Origin of the sequence: Paenibacillus sp. H1-7, from assembly GCF_022354825.1 — a bacterium.
Lineage (GTDB): Bacteria > Bacillota > Bacilli > Paenibacillales > NBRC-103111 > Paenibacillus_S.
Genome location: NZ_CP031168.1, coordinates 3,232,948 through 3,247,007, shown reverse-complemented (window position 1 = coordinate 3,247,007; position 14,060 = coordinate 3,232,948). Strand labels below are relative to the sequence as shown.

Annotated in this window: 13 protein-coding genes and 1 other annotated feature; of the genes, 3 read left to right on the top strand and 10 right to left on the bottom strand. The window is 49.7% G+C overall.

The genetic code is table 11. From position 1 onward, the window contains the following. Window positions 1-17: 17 nt before the first annotated feature. The 3 genes from DVH26_RS14385 to DVH26_RS14375 form a co-directional block, all read right to left on the bottom strand. Complete coding sequence (locus DVH26_RS14385) at window positions 18-1,523, bottom strand: DnaB-like helicase C-terminal domain-containing protein (RefSeq protein WP_239634368.1); 1,506 nt, start codon at window positions 1,521-1,523, stop codon at window positions 18-20. Window positions 1,524-1,685: 162 nt separating this feature from the next. Beyond that, window positions 1,686-2,288 carry a genetic competence negative regulator gene (locus DVH26_RS14380; RefSeq protein WP_239634367.1) on the bottom strand — a complete coding sequence of 201 codons (603 nt, stop codon included), beginning with the start codon at window positions 2,286-2,288 and terminating at the stop codon, window positions 1,686-1,688. A 201-nt stretch (window positions 2,289-2,489) separates the two neighbouring features. Then, window positions 2,490-2,849 carry a hypothetical protein gene (locus DVH26_RS14375; protein ID WP_239634366.1) on the bottom strand — a complete coding sequence of 120 codons (360 nt, stop codon included), beginning with the start codon at window positions 2,847-2,849 and terminating at the stop codon, window positions 2,490-2,492. A 104-nt stretch (window positions 2,850-2,953) separates the two neighbouring features. Between DVH26_RS14375 and DVH26_RS14370 the strand changes: the two genes are divergently transcribed. After that, window positions 2,954-3,850, top strand: a complete 897-nt coding sequence (locus DVH26_RS14370; RefSeq protein ID WP_239634365.1) for a polysaccharide deacetylase family protein — start codon at window positions 2,954-2,956, stop codon at window positions 3,848-3,850. Between the two features lie 10 nt (window positions 3,851-3,860). Here DVH26_RS14370 and DVH26_RS14365 read toward each other — a convergent pair whose 3' ends face one another. Both DVH26_RS14365 and DVH26_RS14360 read right to left on the bottom strand, forming a co-directional pair. Beyond that, the gene (locus DVH26_RS14365) at window positions 3,861-4,076 is read right to left on the bottom strand and encodes a hypothetical protein (protein WP_239634364.1); all 216 of its coding nucleotides are present in this window, start codon (window positions 4,074-4,076) and stop codon (window positions 3,861-3,863) included. Then, window positions 4,077-4,670, bottom strand: a complete 594-nt coding sequence (locus tag DVH26_RS14360; RefSeq protein ID WP_239634363.1) for a type II CAAX endopeptidase family protein — start codon at window positions 4,668-4,670, stop codon at window positions 4,077-4,079. Between the two features lie 70 nt (window positions 4,671-4,740). Here DVH26_RS14360 and DVH26_RS14355 point away from each other — a divergent pair, with 70 nt between their 5' ends. Continuing rightward, window positions 4,741-5,658 carry a hypothetical protein gene (locus DVH26_RS14355; RefSeq protein WP_239634362.1) on the top strand — a complete coding sequence of 306 codons (918 nt, stop codon included), beginning with the start codon at window positions 4,741-4,743 and terminating at the stop codon, window positions 5,656-5,658. Window positions 5,659-5,773: 115 nt separating this feature from the next. Here the strand turns inward: DVH26_RS14355 and DVH26_RS14350 are convergent, their stop codons facing one another. Continuing rightward, window positions 5,774-6,100, bottom strand: coding sequence for a rhodanese-like domain-containing protein (locus DVH26_RS14350; RefSeq protein ID WP_239634361.1), 327 nt, complete (start codon window positions 6,098-6,100; stop codon window positions 5,774-5,776). Window positions 6,101-6,367: 267 nt separating this feature from the next. Then, window positions 6,368-6,624, top strand: a binding site (T-box leader). A 125-nt stretch (window positions 6,625-6,749) separates the two neighbouring features. Between DVH26_RS14350 and serA the strand changes: the two genes are divergently transcribed. Further along, window positions 6,750-8,336: a phosphoglycerate dehydrogenase gene (gene serA / locus DVH26_RS14345; RefSeq protein ID WP_239634360.1), complete on the top strand. Its 1,587-nt coding sequence runs from the start codon at window positions 6,750-6,752 to the stop codon at window positions 8,334-8,336. A 138-nt stretch (window positions 8,337-8,474) separates the two neighbouring features. On the opposite strand, the gene DVH26_RS14340 is transcribed toward serA, so the two are convergent. The 4 genes from DVH26_RS14340 to resB are packed head-to-tail and all read right to left on the bottom strand — an operon-like array spanning window position 8,475 to window position 13,980. Further along, complete coding sequence (locus tag DVH26_RS14340) at window positions 8,475-10,316, bottom strand: ATP-binding protein (RefSeq protein ID WP_239634359.1); 1,842 nt, start codon at window positions 10,314-10,316, stop codon at window positions 8,475-8,477. Beyond that, complete coding sequence (locus tag DVH26_RS14335; protein ID WP_239634358.1) at window positions 10,317-11,033, bottom strand: response regulator transcription factor; 717 nt, start codon at window positions 11,031-11,033, stop codon at window positions 10,317-10,319. It lies immediately after the preceding gene. Between the two features lie 36 nt (window positions 11,034-11,069). Then, a complete protein-coding gene (ccsB, locus tag DVH26_RS14330) occupies window positions 11,070-12,305 on the bottom strand; it encodes a c-type cytochrome biogenesis protein CcsB (protein WP_239634357.1) in 1,236 nt (411 codons plus the stop codon). Continuing rightward, window positions 12,298-13,980 carry a cytochrome c biogenesis protein ResB gene (resB, locus tag DVH26_RS14325; RefSeq protein WP_239634356.1) on the bottom strand — a complete coding sequence of 561 codons (1,683 nt, stop codon included), beginning with the start codon at window positions 13,978-13,980 and terminating at the stop codon, window positions 12,298-12,300. The genes ccsB and resB overlap by 8 nt, the downstream gene beginning before the upstream one ends. Window positions 13,981-14,060: the final 80 nt, after the last annotated feature.

Genomic DNA, 14,060 nt, shown 5'->3' with positions numbered 1-14,060 from the left:
ACCATCCTTTTTGCTTTCTATTTTTCCGTAAACATTGCTTTCTCCTGCTGGAAGCTTAGCGGAATGTCGACCAGTGTGCCGTTTCTGTTTTTCAGAAGTTTCAGCATGACGGAAGTCATCTCCGTTTCCTGATTTTCTTTAGCCTCTTGCGGTTGGAGCAGCATGATGACATCGGCGCACGCTTCAATGCCTTCCGGGAACCGGTTGGGACTGCATTCCCCGGGCATCGCCGCTATGACCGTTGCATTCCATTCCTTGGACCACTGCTTAAGCGCATAGGTGATCAACGTCCGGTGATCGTCGGAAGACGAAGCATGCCCGGAAGCCCGCGCCGGCACCCTATTCAAATGGTCGATGAAAACAACCGGTGTCTTATCGGCCAGCGAAGCTATTTTTTCAATAGAGCCCATCACTTTGTCGAGCGTTGTATCGAGCGAGCATTCCAATGTCCACAGCATTTTGCTTATAGGCAGATACGCTTTGTTTGCTTCGTTTATTTGCTCGGGATCGACCTTTCCGTTCAATACCTTCTGCGGCTCGACGCCGATAATTCTCGCGATGCTTCTCGCCCACAGCTCAAAGCTCGTCATATCCCACGACACATATACGACCGGGGTTTGTCCTTCGGCAATGTGATCGGCCATCTGCTTCATTAGCATCGTCTTCCCGCTGGAAGCCGCCCCGCATATCAAATACAATCCGCTTTGGAAGCCGCCGTACAGTACTTCGTCCAAACGGCTGATACCGCTCGAAACGCCAGTTACCTGCCCGCGGTACCGCTTCATGTACTCTTCGGCATATACCGTAATATTTTTCACATCGGGAGCAACCGGTACAAGCATCGCTTCTTCCATCGTTTGATTCAGAAGCTGCATGAACGTTTCCAGCGGATTTTGGACTTTAACGAAAAAGTCGTTCAAATCGCGGATCGATTCCGGCAAATTAACAATATACGTTTCCGCAGCCGTTTCCTGCAGCATCGTTTGTATTTTGACACTTTCCCTTCTGCCTAATTCATCGTTCCCCATGCAAATAAACACCCGTTTCCCCTTCAAACGCTCGGCATGAATGTCCTTAAAGCCGAACCAGTGAGGGACGCAGACGGCAGGGAGCCTTGCTTGGGCCAGACTCATCACATCGAACAGCCCGTTGCACAGGATGACATCTTCCGTCTCCTCCAATATTTGTTCATTGAACATGTAATCCTCGATGCCGAGAAGCGCTTTATATTTGGGCTCCCGGTGATCGACGGCGCGGCCGATCAGTTCAATGACCGCTCCATTGGCATCACAGACGGGAATGATGACCCGGTTGGCAAAGTAATCGCTCAGAACATCCGGATTGACGGTAAAGCCTATTTTCCCCTGATCGAAGCCCAAGCGATACTGCTCGATCGTCTCTTCCTCGATCCCTCTTTTATACAAATACAAAAAAGCTTCATCCCGAAGCTGTTTCTGATAATGATGGACCAAATCCTCCAAATCGAAGGTGGACTTGGACGCCCCCATATTCATTGCCGTCATACGGTCTCCCCCTACATGCTGCTATCGTCTGTTTGCAAAGCTATCTATTTATGCGCGGCTGCTGTCATTCTCAGCAAAAGAAGCCGCAAAAAAAGCACTCCGCAAAAACTACTGTTTTTGAAGAATGCTTCCGCCAACCTGTTTCTTAATCGTTCATATGGGTTATTTAAAATGGGAACACAGCACTTGTACGGCATTGGTTTCAATCACCGTCTTGCCATATTCCTCAAGCACGGCTCTTGTTACGGTAGCAGCATCGCCAAATTCCGATAATACCGCAATTACTGCTTGGTATCCGCTCTCATCAAGTTCGTCGGCATTTAACAGCAGGAACCATCTGTTCTTGTATGAGAACAGGGTACCTCCGTCAGTAACGAATGGATTCAACACCTTGGCCATACGGATCAAGTCTTCAAAGTCATGGAAAACGTAAGAAATTTGGTCGGATTGCTCTAGAGTAACCTCCAGCTCATACATTTCCTCCACTTCCTCGTCATAGGTCTCGACGGAGGATTGGAAATCGACTTTACCGCGGGTAACGATGACAACCATACCTTGTGCTGGCAGCTGCAGCACTTCTACGGCTAACGGACCGGATGGTTCGAATCCGAGCTCGCTGTATGCCTGATCCATCATGTCGCTAAACAGCTCGTGTACTTTCGGAATTTCTCTCCACATGTCATCCTTTTGAATGCCTCGCTCCGTCAAGTCGTCGAATGTGAGGAAAATCCGTATCTTGTCCTGACTTAAACGCTCCATTTTCATACAGGTTTCCTCCTTGCCGACGCATATATTAACAGCTTATGAAGTAAGGTTAAAAAGGTGAGTAAGCTTTTACAGCTTGTATTCAATTATATGACTATTATATCACAACATAACAAGAAATGTGCGAATGTCCTGAAAAAAAGAAAAGACACAAGCAGGTTGCTCTGCCTGTGTCTGGTGCTTATGATCCATCTACAACCATCAGTGCTTCTGGTATACTTCTTCTTGGCCGTTCTCGGCTAAAATTTCGTTGACGGTCGATTTGAGCTCGGGATCCTGGCTGATGATTTCCTCTACCTTACCGAGGGTCGAAGAGGATGATAAAGATGAAGATGAATGCTCATCTTTTTTCAGGCTAGAGGCGGCAGTTTGATTCATTTTTGTTTTGTTTTGATTCGATGAATCCATCGAACGCTCATTCGATCTGCCCCTATCGGCCGAGCTGCCAAGCGACTGATTGCTGCTCATCGCGGAGAACAGCATGGACTTGCTTTTATTATTGATATAGATAACCGCAGCAGCGCCGACAAGTCCGCCGAGCAAGAAAGATCCGAATTTCATGGCCATCCCTCCATCAGAGTAGTATTCGAATGTATTTTCCGCTATGATGGGACGAACCATGCATGATAAAATCAGGAAACCATCTGAGAATAGGAGTTACCAACATGAACAAAAAGCTGCTGTGCGGACTTGCCGCCCTTCTTCTCATGGCCGCGGCCGCCTGCCAAAACGAATCGAAGCCGCCTGTCCCATCCGCCGCAGAACCGACGAATGCCGCGCCAGCTCCTAACGCCGGCTCCTCTGCAAAAGAGACGGAGCAAGTCCAGCCCGCACAAGGAAACGGAGCAGCTGACAATAAAGCCGGCAGTACAGCTGCGGCAACTCCTGCTCCTACACCTGCGCCGATTCAACAAGCGAAGCCCTTGTACCGAATGAATCCGAAAAGCTACGATATCGTTCCTATAGATTCTGCCGCGACGGAGAAAAAGGTCGTCCTTTTAACGTTCGATGACGGCCCCAAAGACAAAGACATGCTGGAGTCGATGCTGAACACGCTGGACAAGCATCATGCCAAAGCGATCTTTTTCGTCAACGGCTACCGAGCCAAGCAAAAGCCCGAGCTGTTGAAGCTGATCCATGACAGAGGCCAAACGATTGGCAACCATTCGTGGGATCATATCGATCTCAAGAAGGAAAGCAAGGAGAAGGTGAATCAGCAGATCGGGGACGTTCAGCAGTTAGTAAAAGATACGATCGGCACCGCGCCGAAATTTTTCCGTCCGCCGTTCGGTTCCGGGAGCGATGAGGTTCGGGCCAAGGCACTGGAGGAGCAAATGCTCTTCATGACCTGGTCCAACGGTTCGAAGGATTGGGAAATGACTTCCAAAAGCAATAACCCGGATCAGGTCGTAGCCAATGTGCTGGAACAACTCCGTCCGGGCAGCAATATTTTGATGCACGAGCTCGCATGGACCGATAAAGCTCTGGATAAACTGCTGACGGAGCTCGAGCAGAAGCAGTACGGATTTGTCGATCCGGCTTCCATCGAGGTCGCACCTTAAACCATACACCTTACAAAAGTCCGTTGATATAACGGCGCCATCCCCAAACAAGCAGTCCAACGACAAGCGCAATAAATAACCAAAGCAAAGTCCGGTAAAAGATCGGAAGCCACTTTTCCTTCTCCGTAGCGTGAACAGTCTTACGGGGAGGGAGAAAGGTTTCCTCCTTCTCCTCTATCGGATGCTGCATCATTGTGCTGTTATCCTCTGGCTGTCTGGAACTCATTTAATCCTCTCTCCTGTAACGAATAATACAACCCATAACGAAATCAATGACAAAATGTGCGGCGATAGGCGCCCACAAGGAGCCCGATTGAATATAGATCCAGCCGAGTCCGTAGCTGATGCCGAAAACAAGTCCCGTCATAAGCCAATGCTGCAGGTAGCGGATATGAATGGCTGCGAACAATATGCTTGTCCAATAAGGCCCCCAAGCCGCCTGGACCGCTCCGCGAAACAACAGCTCCTCGCAAAAAGCTACAATAAACGACATTACGGCGATATGCCATAACGGCCGATTTTTGAACAGCATATCGTTGATGCCGCCGTCATCCGTCACTTCAGGCGGTACCCATCTGGAGATGAGAATATCTACAATCAGGACGGCCGCGGCATAAGCGGCGCCCCAGAGCAGAATCCAATACCCGCCCTTAATAGAGAACATGGCGCTTAGCGAAGGCTTTTGAAACAGCATAATGATGACGCCCAATAAAAGAACGATAAGTTGCGTTACGTACAAATTGATGAGCAGAAACCGGTCGTCCATTTCGTCAATACTCAATTTCCTGAATTTAAACGGTTTGAAATCGAATTTTTTCATGCAAATTATTCCTTTTATCGACAATATCACCTATACTATCAATTGATAACATACTGCGAGGAGCATGCTTATGGACAGAAGTCTTAACCGTACAGATTACTTGTTTGTCCTTACCTTCATTTTTATGCTTGTCTTATCGGTTGGCACTTTTTTCATGGGGTTGAAATTAGGACAGGAACGATCCGCAGCCAAGTATGAGGAGCTCTTCTCCAAACAAAACGAAGCTGCCAAAGGTTATTCCGCTTATCATCAACAGTATTTGGTGTCATATTATCATACCATTTATGAGCCGTACAGGGAATTTCAGCAGAGCTGGTTCGACAAAACTCACGAGCTGGAGATCAACCGATCGGCTGATGCCTCCTTGATTCTTAAAGATTTGGGCAAGCTGGCCAAAGCGAAGTACGACGCGGTAAGCTCCACGTCCATGCCGGATTCGTCGCCTCTGCTTCAGCAAGGCCAACAAAATTATGCGAAAAGCCTGAAGCTGTTCCATGAAGCGCTGACGAGCTTCCAGGCCAAAGCCAATTCCATACCGGGAAGCGAGCTTGTAAAAGCGATGAATAGCGACCCTTACTTCACTGAAGCACGGAAGTTCGCCTTGGCCGCGCAAAGCAATTATTACGAATCCATCGTGAAATGGAACGAATCGGAAAATCCTCAATTCAAGCACGCGGGCAAAGACAATCCGCTCGCAATAGCGGAGTGGAATACGCTGTCCTTAAATGCGAAGAACTTATACATAGCAAGCAAGCTTGCGCAAGACAATGTGTTCAAGCCGTTCACGCCGCAGGATTTGTCGATGAAAATCGACGAGATGATTGCATCCGGCCAATCGGGCAAGATGAATTTATCCCAGGTGCAGAACGTCATCGACGTGCTGTTGGCGACCAATGCGGTTGGTTCCGGCGATTTTGCCCGCAACAAAACCCGCTGGTACGCGAACGAAACGCTGCCGCAAATCCCGTTTTTCGCCAGTGCGAATTGAGAAAACATTAATTAGTTCCAATATGGTAAGAAAAACAAAAGCCGCTAAGACCAAGACAGCAGCAGCTGACTTATGACTTAGCGGCTTTATTGAATTGAATGCCCTGAAGACGAAATCAATCGTATTGAAACCCTCTCAGCATGGCCACTGCGGCCATTCCGCCCTCTACATTGACCACATTCTCGTATCCCTGCTGGCGCAAATAATAGCACACATTCGCGCTTCGAACTCCATGTGCGCAAACAATATAAAGGGTTTGCTCCTCGGGCAGCTCCCCCATCCTCGCCGGAATCGTATTCATCGGAATGAGCTTCGCTTCGTCCAGATGATAGTACTCCCACTCCCACGACTCGCGGACATCGATGATCAGCGCATCTCCGAGCTGTTTGGTCTCGAGCTTCTCAACAAACGATCTCGGATCTATCATTTCAAACGGTTCCATGACCTTCATCCTTTCCTTCGCGCTGTACTGTATAGAAGCATAACGAAAAATTCACAATTAAACAAGTAAAAACCATTGCAATTCCGGTGAAATTGCCATAAAATATGGTTTGTGACCCGGTAAAGACGAACAATCTATCAATCTTCTCTATGTTATGTACGTAGATTTACCGAGTGTTCCAATGCTGTTACAGGGTGCGCTAATCGTTTTCGACACCTATTGACACAAGCTTGAGGGTCATGTTACGCTAATGAAAATTTCATCTAGTAATCAACACCGACGGAGACAGTGTGAACCGGTAATGCGCAGAGAGCCGATGGTAGGTGCGAATCGGACATTATCTTTTACACGGAGCACTTCAGAGTTGCTGTATTGAACCTCTACCGATTATTCGGACAGAGCCCTAGTAGGTACAGCCGGTTAGAAACCGTTACATTTCTGAGTCATTGGACTCGACAAGGCTGCAACGTGCGAACGCGCAGCGAATTAGGGTGGTACCACGAGAGTTACTCTTCGTCCCTTCATAATACGGCAATCGTATGGGGATGAGGAGTTTTTTTATGCCCAATTTGTCTCCGGCTGCATTCCTACTCGCCACCCGGCAAGCATTCTGGCAATGAAAATGATTATAAATGGAGGTCAATGAACAATGTTTAAAGTGTTAGTAATGGATGGCATCAGCGACATGGGGATTCAAATGCTGTATGATGCGGAAGATGTAACGGTTGAGAAGAAAAACGGATTGTCCGAAGATGAGCTGGTTGCCATTATCGCCGAATACGACGCTTTGATGGTTAGAAGCCAGACAAAGGTAACCGAGAAAATCATGGCTGCCGCTTCCAACCTGAAGGTCGTCGGCCGTGCAGGCGTCGGTGTAGACAACATTGACCTTGAAGCTGCTACCAAACGCGGTATCGTCGTTATCAACGCTCCGGACGGCAACACTATCGCAACTTGTGAGCTGACCTTCGCCATGATGATGTCGGTGGCACGCTCGATCCCTCAGGCTTACAAAAAAACCGTTGGCGGCGAATGGGACCGCAAAACGTTCGTTGGCGTAGAGCTGCGCAACAAAACGTTAGGTATTTTGGGTATGGGACGTATCGGAAGCGAAGTAGCTAAGCGCGCCAAAGTTTTCGGTATGAACGTAGTCGGCTACGACCCGTTCTTGACCGAAGAGCGTGCCGAAAAGATCGGTGTCAAATTGGGCACGGTGAACGAGATTTGTGCTCAAGCCGATTTCATTACTGTTCATACTCCGCTCACGAATGAAACGCGCCATATGATTTCGCGCCCTCAATTCGAGCTGATGAGAAAAGGTGTACGCCTTATCAACTGTGCTCGCGGCGGTATTATCGACGAAATGGCTTTGGTAGAAGCTATCGATGCCGGAATCGTTGCAGGAGCTGCGTTTGACGTATTCGAGCAAGAGCCGCCTAAAGCGGATCATCCGTTCCTGAACAATCCGAAAATCATCGTAACTCCGCACTTGGGAGCTTCTACTGTAGAAGCGCAAGAGAACGTTGCGATCGACGTATCGGAAGAAGTACTGCACATTTTGCGTGACCAGCCGTTCAAAAATGCGGTTAACATGCCGCCGGTACCTCCGACCGTCCTCAACAAGCTGCAGCCTTACTTCAACTTGGGCGAGCACCTGGGACAATTCGTCGGCCAAATGACCGAAGGCGCGGTGCAGGAAATTATCGTTAACTACTCCGGTGATTTGAGCGATGTCGACACGACTCCTCTAACCCGTTATATTGTAAGAGGCGTTCTGGCCAACCAGCTCGAAGGCGTAAACATCGTCAACGCTATGCATTTGGCTAAAACGCGCGACGTGAATATCGTGACTCAAAAATCTACGGCATCCAAAACATTCACCAACCTGGTATCCGTTACATTGAAAACCAAAACCGAAGAGCGCACATTGGCAGGAACGCTTCTGTCCGGCTATGGCGAGCGTATCGTGCAAATCGATCAATACCCTGTCGATATTGCGCCTCAAGGCAACCTGCTTCTGATCTCCCATAACGATAAGCCGGGAATCATCGGCCGCGTCGGTACGCTGCTCGGCAGCAACGACGTCAACATCGCTACGATGCAAGTAGGACGTAAAGTGATCGGCGGTTCCGCAATCATGGTGCTCACCACAGATAAACCGGCGCCGAAAGACGTGTTGGATCAACTGGGTCAGCTTCCAGAGATCGAGAAAGTAACCGAGCTGACTTTACAATAATCCATCCTTTGTTTCACGAACAACAAGATTTACTTTGTTTTTTCAACAAAAAAAGAGGGCATCCGATACGATTATCGAATGCTCTCTTTTTTTTCGAGCAAAAACGCGCTCTGGAGTCAGTTGTAAGGAGTATAATCTCTATGCCTGCCGGCATGGAATAATGACGGAGAACGTCGTTCCCTGCCCTACCATACTCTTTGCTTGTACCGTTCCCTGGTGCGCATCCACCAGGTTTTTCACAATGGAGAGACCTAAGCCGGTTCCCCCTGTCGTGCCTCGCGTACGCGCCTTATCCGCCTTGTAAAACCGTTCAAATATAAAAGGCAGATCGCCTGCAGGGATCCCCTGCCCTTCATCGGATATTTCCAGCAGCGCGGCCTCCCTGCCCATATGCATCACAGTTACGGCACGCATCCGAATTTGTGCTTGCGAAGGCGTATGCCGGATTGCATTGTCGAGCAAATTCGTCATAACCTGTTCCAGCCTGTCTTCGTCCGCCTGAATGTTCAGGCTGTCTTCCGGCAGCTCCAACGTCATGGTAATGCCCCGCTCCTTCGACAGTACGGCGAATTTGCGATGCATCCTTCTCATGAAGCCCCCGACATCGACCTGCCGGATGTGAAGCTCCAGATTGCCTGTCTCCATTCTTGCGAGATCTAGCAGATCGCGAACGAGTCTGCCCATACGCAGCGATTCGTCATGGATGACTTGAGCGAGCTCCTGCCGCTCCTCCGGCGAGGAGGCGATATCGTCGAGCAGCGCCTCGCTGTAGCCCTGCAGCATGGACAGCGGCGTGCGAAGCTCGTGGGACACATTGGCCACGAAATCTTTGCGAAGCTTATCGAGACGGAACTCCTCGGTCACGTTCCTCATTACGGCGACGACGCCCCGTACGACATCACGAGAATGCAGCGGAGCCATCACAATGGACCATACTTCATTCTTCACGTGAAGGTTTTCCGTTATTTCATTGGCCCCGTTAATCACTTCTTCGAACAACGGCCGGACCGGAGGCGGAATCGTGCCAAGCTGCGTACTCTGCTGCGGATCCGTGTCTGGATCGGCGTCAAAATCGTTCCATTCGAGCTGATTCCAGTCGCGAACGATCTTGTAGCCCTGCGGATTGGTCAAGATCACCTGCCCGTCGGCATCGAACGTAATGACCGCATCGGACATACTGCGCAGGACGCTGGATAAATGCTCCTTCTCGTGGTTCAACGCCTTGATCGTATCCGATAGCTCCTCACCCATCCGGTTGAACGTCTTGGACAGCTCCCCGAGTTCATCATCGGACGCGATAGGCACTCTCGTTCCAAATTCCCCATGGGATATGAGATCGGCCGCTTTTCTTAGCTGCTGCAGCGGCTGGGTAATCTTGGTCAACAGGAAGAACGCAAAAAATGTGGTCATCAGAAACCCGGCGATGCCGACATAAACGAACAATCGCATGACATACGTCTGCGTCGCCTCAACCGACTGGGTCGACTGATACAGCACGGCGGCACCTATAATCTTTTGCTGAGAAGCATCCATCAGAGGAACGGCAACGGCCGAATACAGATTGTTGGCCCGCAGCTTCACTCCAGCTTTCCCTTCCAGCTGATTGTCAATCGATTCGCCGGCAAACACCTTTTGCATATCCTGATTACTGAAAAAGTCGTCGTAATGCAGATCCCCAAGCGATCCGTCGTCGAAAAATCCGGACTGCTTGAACTGGGTATCCACTATAAAAACCGTCGCTTCCTGAGCGCTCAGGAGATCGTTAACCATCGTGATATAATGATCGTCTTCACTGTGAACCGAAATGCCGCTGGCTACCTTCTTGGCGAGCTTATGCAGGTTCTCGATCTGATCCTGAGACTTCGGGAACGAGGTTTGAATGTAATTCAGCAAAAACAAGCCCAACAGCATCAATATGACCGCTACCAGCCCGATGATCGTTATCCACAGCTTGCCGACGATGCTTCTTAGAATAAACACCTATTTAGGCACCTCAAGCTTGTACCCGACGCCCCATACGGTTGTGATCATGGACGCTGCGTCAGGGGAGACTTTGTTCAGCTTCTCGCGAAGCCGTTTCACATGGGTATCTACCGTCCGCAAATCCCCGAAAAACTCGTAGTTCCATACATCCTTCAGCAGCTCTTCACGGGAAAACACTTTATCGGGCGATACAGCCAAATAATGAAGCAGCTCGTATTCTTTCGGCGTCAGAGCCACCTCTTGACCGCCTGCCGTTACACGGTGCGCATCATGCTCGATCACGAGATTAGGAAATACGATATTGTTGCTCGAATTGACCTCTTTGGACAAATACGCGGTTACCGAAGAACGGCGAAGGATCGCCTTCACCCGGTAGATGACCTCACGCGGGCTGAATGGCTTGACCACGTAATCGTCAGCCCCCACTTCAAAGCCCTGCACCCGGTTCGTTTCTTCCCCTTTGGCCGTCAGCATAATAACGGGTGTCGATTTCACCTGGCGAAGTCTGGCGCATACTTCATTCCCGTCGATGCCGGGAAGCATAATATCGAGCAATATCAGATCGTAGTCCGACTCCACCGCTTTTTTCAAAGCAGTCTCGCCGTCCTCGGCTTCATCTATAGCGAAGTTTTCCTTTTCCAAATACATCCGAAGCAAACGGCGAATCCGCTCTTCATCGTCAACTACCAAAATAGTCATCTTTCTTTCCGACATGGGCCTCAATCCTTTCTTATTGCACTGCGCAATGGGTTATACTCCGGCGTAGGAATGAAGTCCGGCAATGACCAGATTTACTCCTACCAGCGTAAACATGACGACCATAAATCCGATTACGGACAGCCAGGCCGACTTCTTCCCCTGCCAGCCTCTCGACAGGCGGAGGTGCAAGTAAGCGGCATAGTACAGCCATGTAATCAAAGCCCATACTTCCTTCGGGTCCCAGCCCCAGAATCGGCCCCAGGCCTCAGCAGCCCAGATCATTGCAAAGATAAGGGCACCCAGCGTAAAGATAGGATAGCCGATAGCGATGGCCCGATAGCTGATTTCATCGATGTCCTCTTCCTCCATCCCTTTCATCAAGGGGCTGATAGCGGCGGACAGCGGTTTGCGGGCAGCTAGACGCAGCAAGAGATATAGGACAATACCGCCAAGGATGGACCAGACCACCGTATTTAATTTTCTTCCTGCATCGCTGCCCTTGAAGAACGACGGAGCTTCGAGCAGCGGTTCTGTCATGCCGAGGAACGGCTTCATCTCAATCACTTCGGAATTATCCGGCGCAAAAATAGGCGGAAGCACATACTTGGAAGTAGACTGCACCGTATTGCCGGTATCGTCCGTACTCGTAACGGCAAAGGAAGCATGATACCCTGCGGCATTGAAGCTGAAAATGGATACGACGAAGGCTACGATAACGATCAGGAAGCCCATCGTGATTTCTACGCCGACGCGTTCTTTCTTCGAAGACCTGTCCTTATTGCCGAAATCAATGGTCCGAAGCAAATACATGAGTCCCGCTGCGAACCCTACTGCGAAGAAGGCTTCGCCCAAGGCGGCCGTCGTCACGTGAATTTTCAACCAGTAGCTTTGCAGCGCCGGGATGAGCGGCTGAATTTCTTTCGGGAATACCGATGCGTACGCGATAATAATAATGCCCACCGGCAAGGCGAACACGCCAAGCACCGGCGTCCGGTAAATAAAGTACACGATAATGAAGGCAAGCATAATCATCATTCCGAGGAACGTCATGAACTCGAACATATTGCTCGTCGGAATATGTCCGGCCTCCGCCCACCGCAGGAAGAAGAAGGCCGCGTGACAGGCAAAGCCGATAATGGAGGCGATGATGCCCACCTTGCCCCATTTTGCCACATGCTCCTCAGGGTTTTGCTGATTCCACTGCTTCCCCGTTATCGCCACGACAAATATTAAAAAGGCAACGCTATAAACAATAAAAGCAAGAAATAAAAATGAACTGCTATCCATTGCGACCCACCCCTGCCTCTAACGTTTTAGGATCCACATCAATCCCTGATTTTTTTAAGATGTGTTCTACTTCTTTGCGGATGCCGTACCAGTTTTTGTTCGTATGGGCGCCCAACGAAAGCTTGCCGTTATCGATCCGGATCCATATACGGCGGTGATGCCAGTAAAAGCCCATAACCAGTCCGATCATCGAGATGGCAGCCCCCGTCCATATGTACGGCAGCGCGCGATCGACACGAATATTCAAGTAGCTGGTGTACTCTGAGAATTGAACGTCCTGCATGGAGTTTACGGATAGATCGAGCTTGTCCGCAATCTCGCGGTTAATCGCATCCTGCTTGAACTCTTCCTTATCGACGGGCAGCGGGAAGTAGATGTAAGGCTGTCCTTCCGGCGCAAGATCGGGACCGGTAATATGAAAGATAAATGCCGGAGCCACCGGATCTTTGGACTTCGTAATCGGCATTCCGTTCTCGATGCCGAAGTCGGGATAATACCCTTTCAGCTTCAAATCGTAAGGGCCGATTTTATAGCTTTCCACCGGTCTGGACATCGATAGATCGATGCTCCCGTAGTTTTCCCCTGTCTTCTTGTTCTTTAGGGAAGGCTTAACGGAGATGAGAAGCGGAAATTGCGAATATTCGCTTTGGTACGCGAGCAGCCCCCTGTAATTCAGCGGCTTGTTGACGATGATATCCTGACGGTGAACCTCTTCCAGCTTCGGCTCGTTCAGCGGGTCGTCGCAATTCGCGGTACATTTGTACAAAACGGCCTTGGTCTCGAAAATTTTCGGTACCGCCATATTCTTCGCTCTGAACTCCTCGGACATTTCCTCCGGGCTGTAATATTCCAGCGTGAACTTCTCGTTCTTCAAATAAAAAGACGTATCCGGCAGCTTGACGGTCTGCCCTTCGGCTACGGAAACGTATTGGTCCATATGCCATCCCGGCAAGCTTCGCATGAGAACGGCCATCAAGAAAATGATTAGACCGATATGGTTGATATAGGGGCCCCACCGGCTGAAGCGGTTTTTCTCCGCAAGGAGCGCCGAACCGTCCGTATGTACGTTGTAGCGGTATTTCTTAAGCGCCTTGGCTGTCTGCTCGATCCATGCCTTGGATTCCGATTCGGAATAATCGGTGTCCCCGCTCTTTAATTGCCCCGAGTACCTTACTTTTTGGCGCAAAATAAAGCTGAGATGCTTACGGATCTGCTGCTTGCTGAGCGCCCGGTACAACGGAAGCACCCGGTCCAGACTGCATACGACCAGCGACGTGCCGATCATAAACAGAAGCGTAATGAACCACCAGGATTCATAGGTGTGGGACAGCCCCAGCTTGTAATAGATGTCTCCGAACGTCCCGTAGTTTTCTTTATAATAGGTGGACGGATCGAAGTTGATGAAATTGCTCTCCTGCCGGAATATCGTTCCGAGAGACGCGCCCAATAACGTAATAATAATCAGGTATACGGCAATTTTGACAGAGGAGAAGAAATTCCACACCTTGTCTATCAAGCCTGGATTCGTTTTTTGCGATCTCCTGGCTACTCCGTCGTAACGCATCTCAAGCGGAGCCGATTGATCGTCCTCGAACAGCGGCTTCCCGCATGATTCGCAAAGTACGGTACCGACAAAATTTTGGTGGCCGCATTCGCATTTTGTATTCTCAATCATGATGTCCTCCTGAGCACCTTTCTCTTAGAAAAGCTTACTTCGACTTCGAAAGCATACGTAGGGAAGCTCCGGACGGTCGT

Excerpts from the sequence above, each read along its gene's own strand:
- serA (WP_239634360.1), top strand. The coding sequence starts at position 6,750 with ATGTTTAAAGTGTTAGTAATGGATGGCATCAGCGACATGGGGATTCAA.
- DVH26_RS14385 (WP_239634368.1), bottom strand. The coding sequence starts at position 1,523 with ATGACGGCAATGAATATGGGGGCGTCCAAGTCCACCTTCGATTTGGAG.
- DVH26_RS14335 (WP_239634358.1), bottom strand. The coding sequence starts at position 11,033 with ATGTCGGAAAGAAAGATGACTATTTTGGTAGTTGACGATGAAGAGCGG.
- DVH26_RS14380 (WP_239634367.1), bottom strand. The coding sequence starts at position 2,288 with ATGAAAATGGAGCGTTTAAGTCAGGACAAGATACGGATTTTCCTCACA.
- DVH26_RS14355 (WP_239634362.1), top strand. The coding sequence starts at position 4,741 with ATGGACAGAAGTCTTAACCGTACAGATTACTTGTTTGTCCTTACCTTC.
- resB (WP_239634356.1), bottom strand. The coding sequence starts at position 13,980 with ATGATTGAGAATACAAAATGCGAATGCGGCCACCAAAATTTTGTCGGT.
- DVH26_RS14350 (WP_239634361.1), bottom strand. The coding sequence starts at position 6,100 with ATGGAACCGTTTGAAATGATAGATCCGAGATCGTTTGTTGAGAAGCTC.
- DVH26_RS14360 (WP_239634363.1), bottom strand. The coding sequence starts at position 4,670 with ATGAAAAAATTCGATTTCAAACCGTTTAAATTCAGGAAATTGAGTATT.
- DVH26_RS14365 (WP_239634364.1), bottom strand. The coding sequence starts at position 4,076 with ATGAGTTCCAGACAGCCAGAGGATAACAGCACAATGATGCAGCATCCG.
- ccsB (WP_239634357.1), bottom strand. The coding sequence starts at position 12,305 with ATGGATAGCAGTTCATTTTTATTTCTTGCTTTTATTGTTTATAGCGTT.
- DVH26_RS14370 (WP_239634365.1), top strand. The coding sequence starts at position 2,954 with ATGAACAAAAAGCTGCTGTGCGGACTTGCCGCCCTTCTTCTCATGGCC.
- DVH26_RS14375 (WP_239634366.1), bottom strand. The coding sequence starts at position 2,849 with ATGAAATTCGGATCTTTCTTGCTCGGCGGACTTGTCGGCGCTGCTGCG.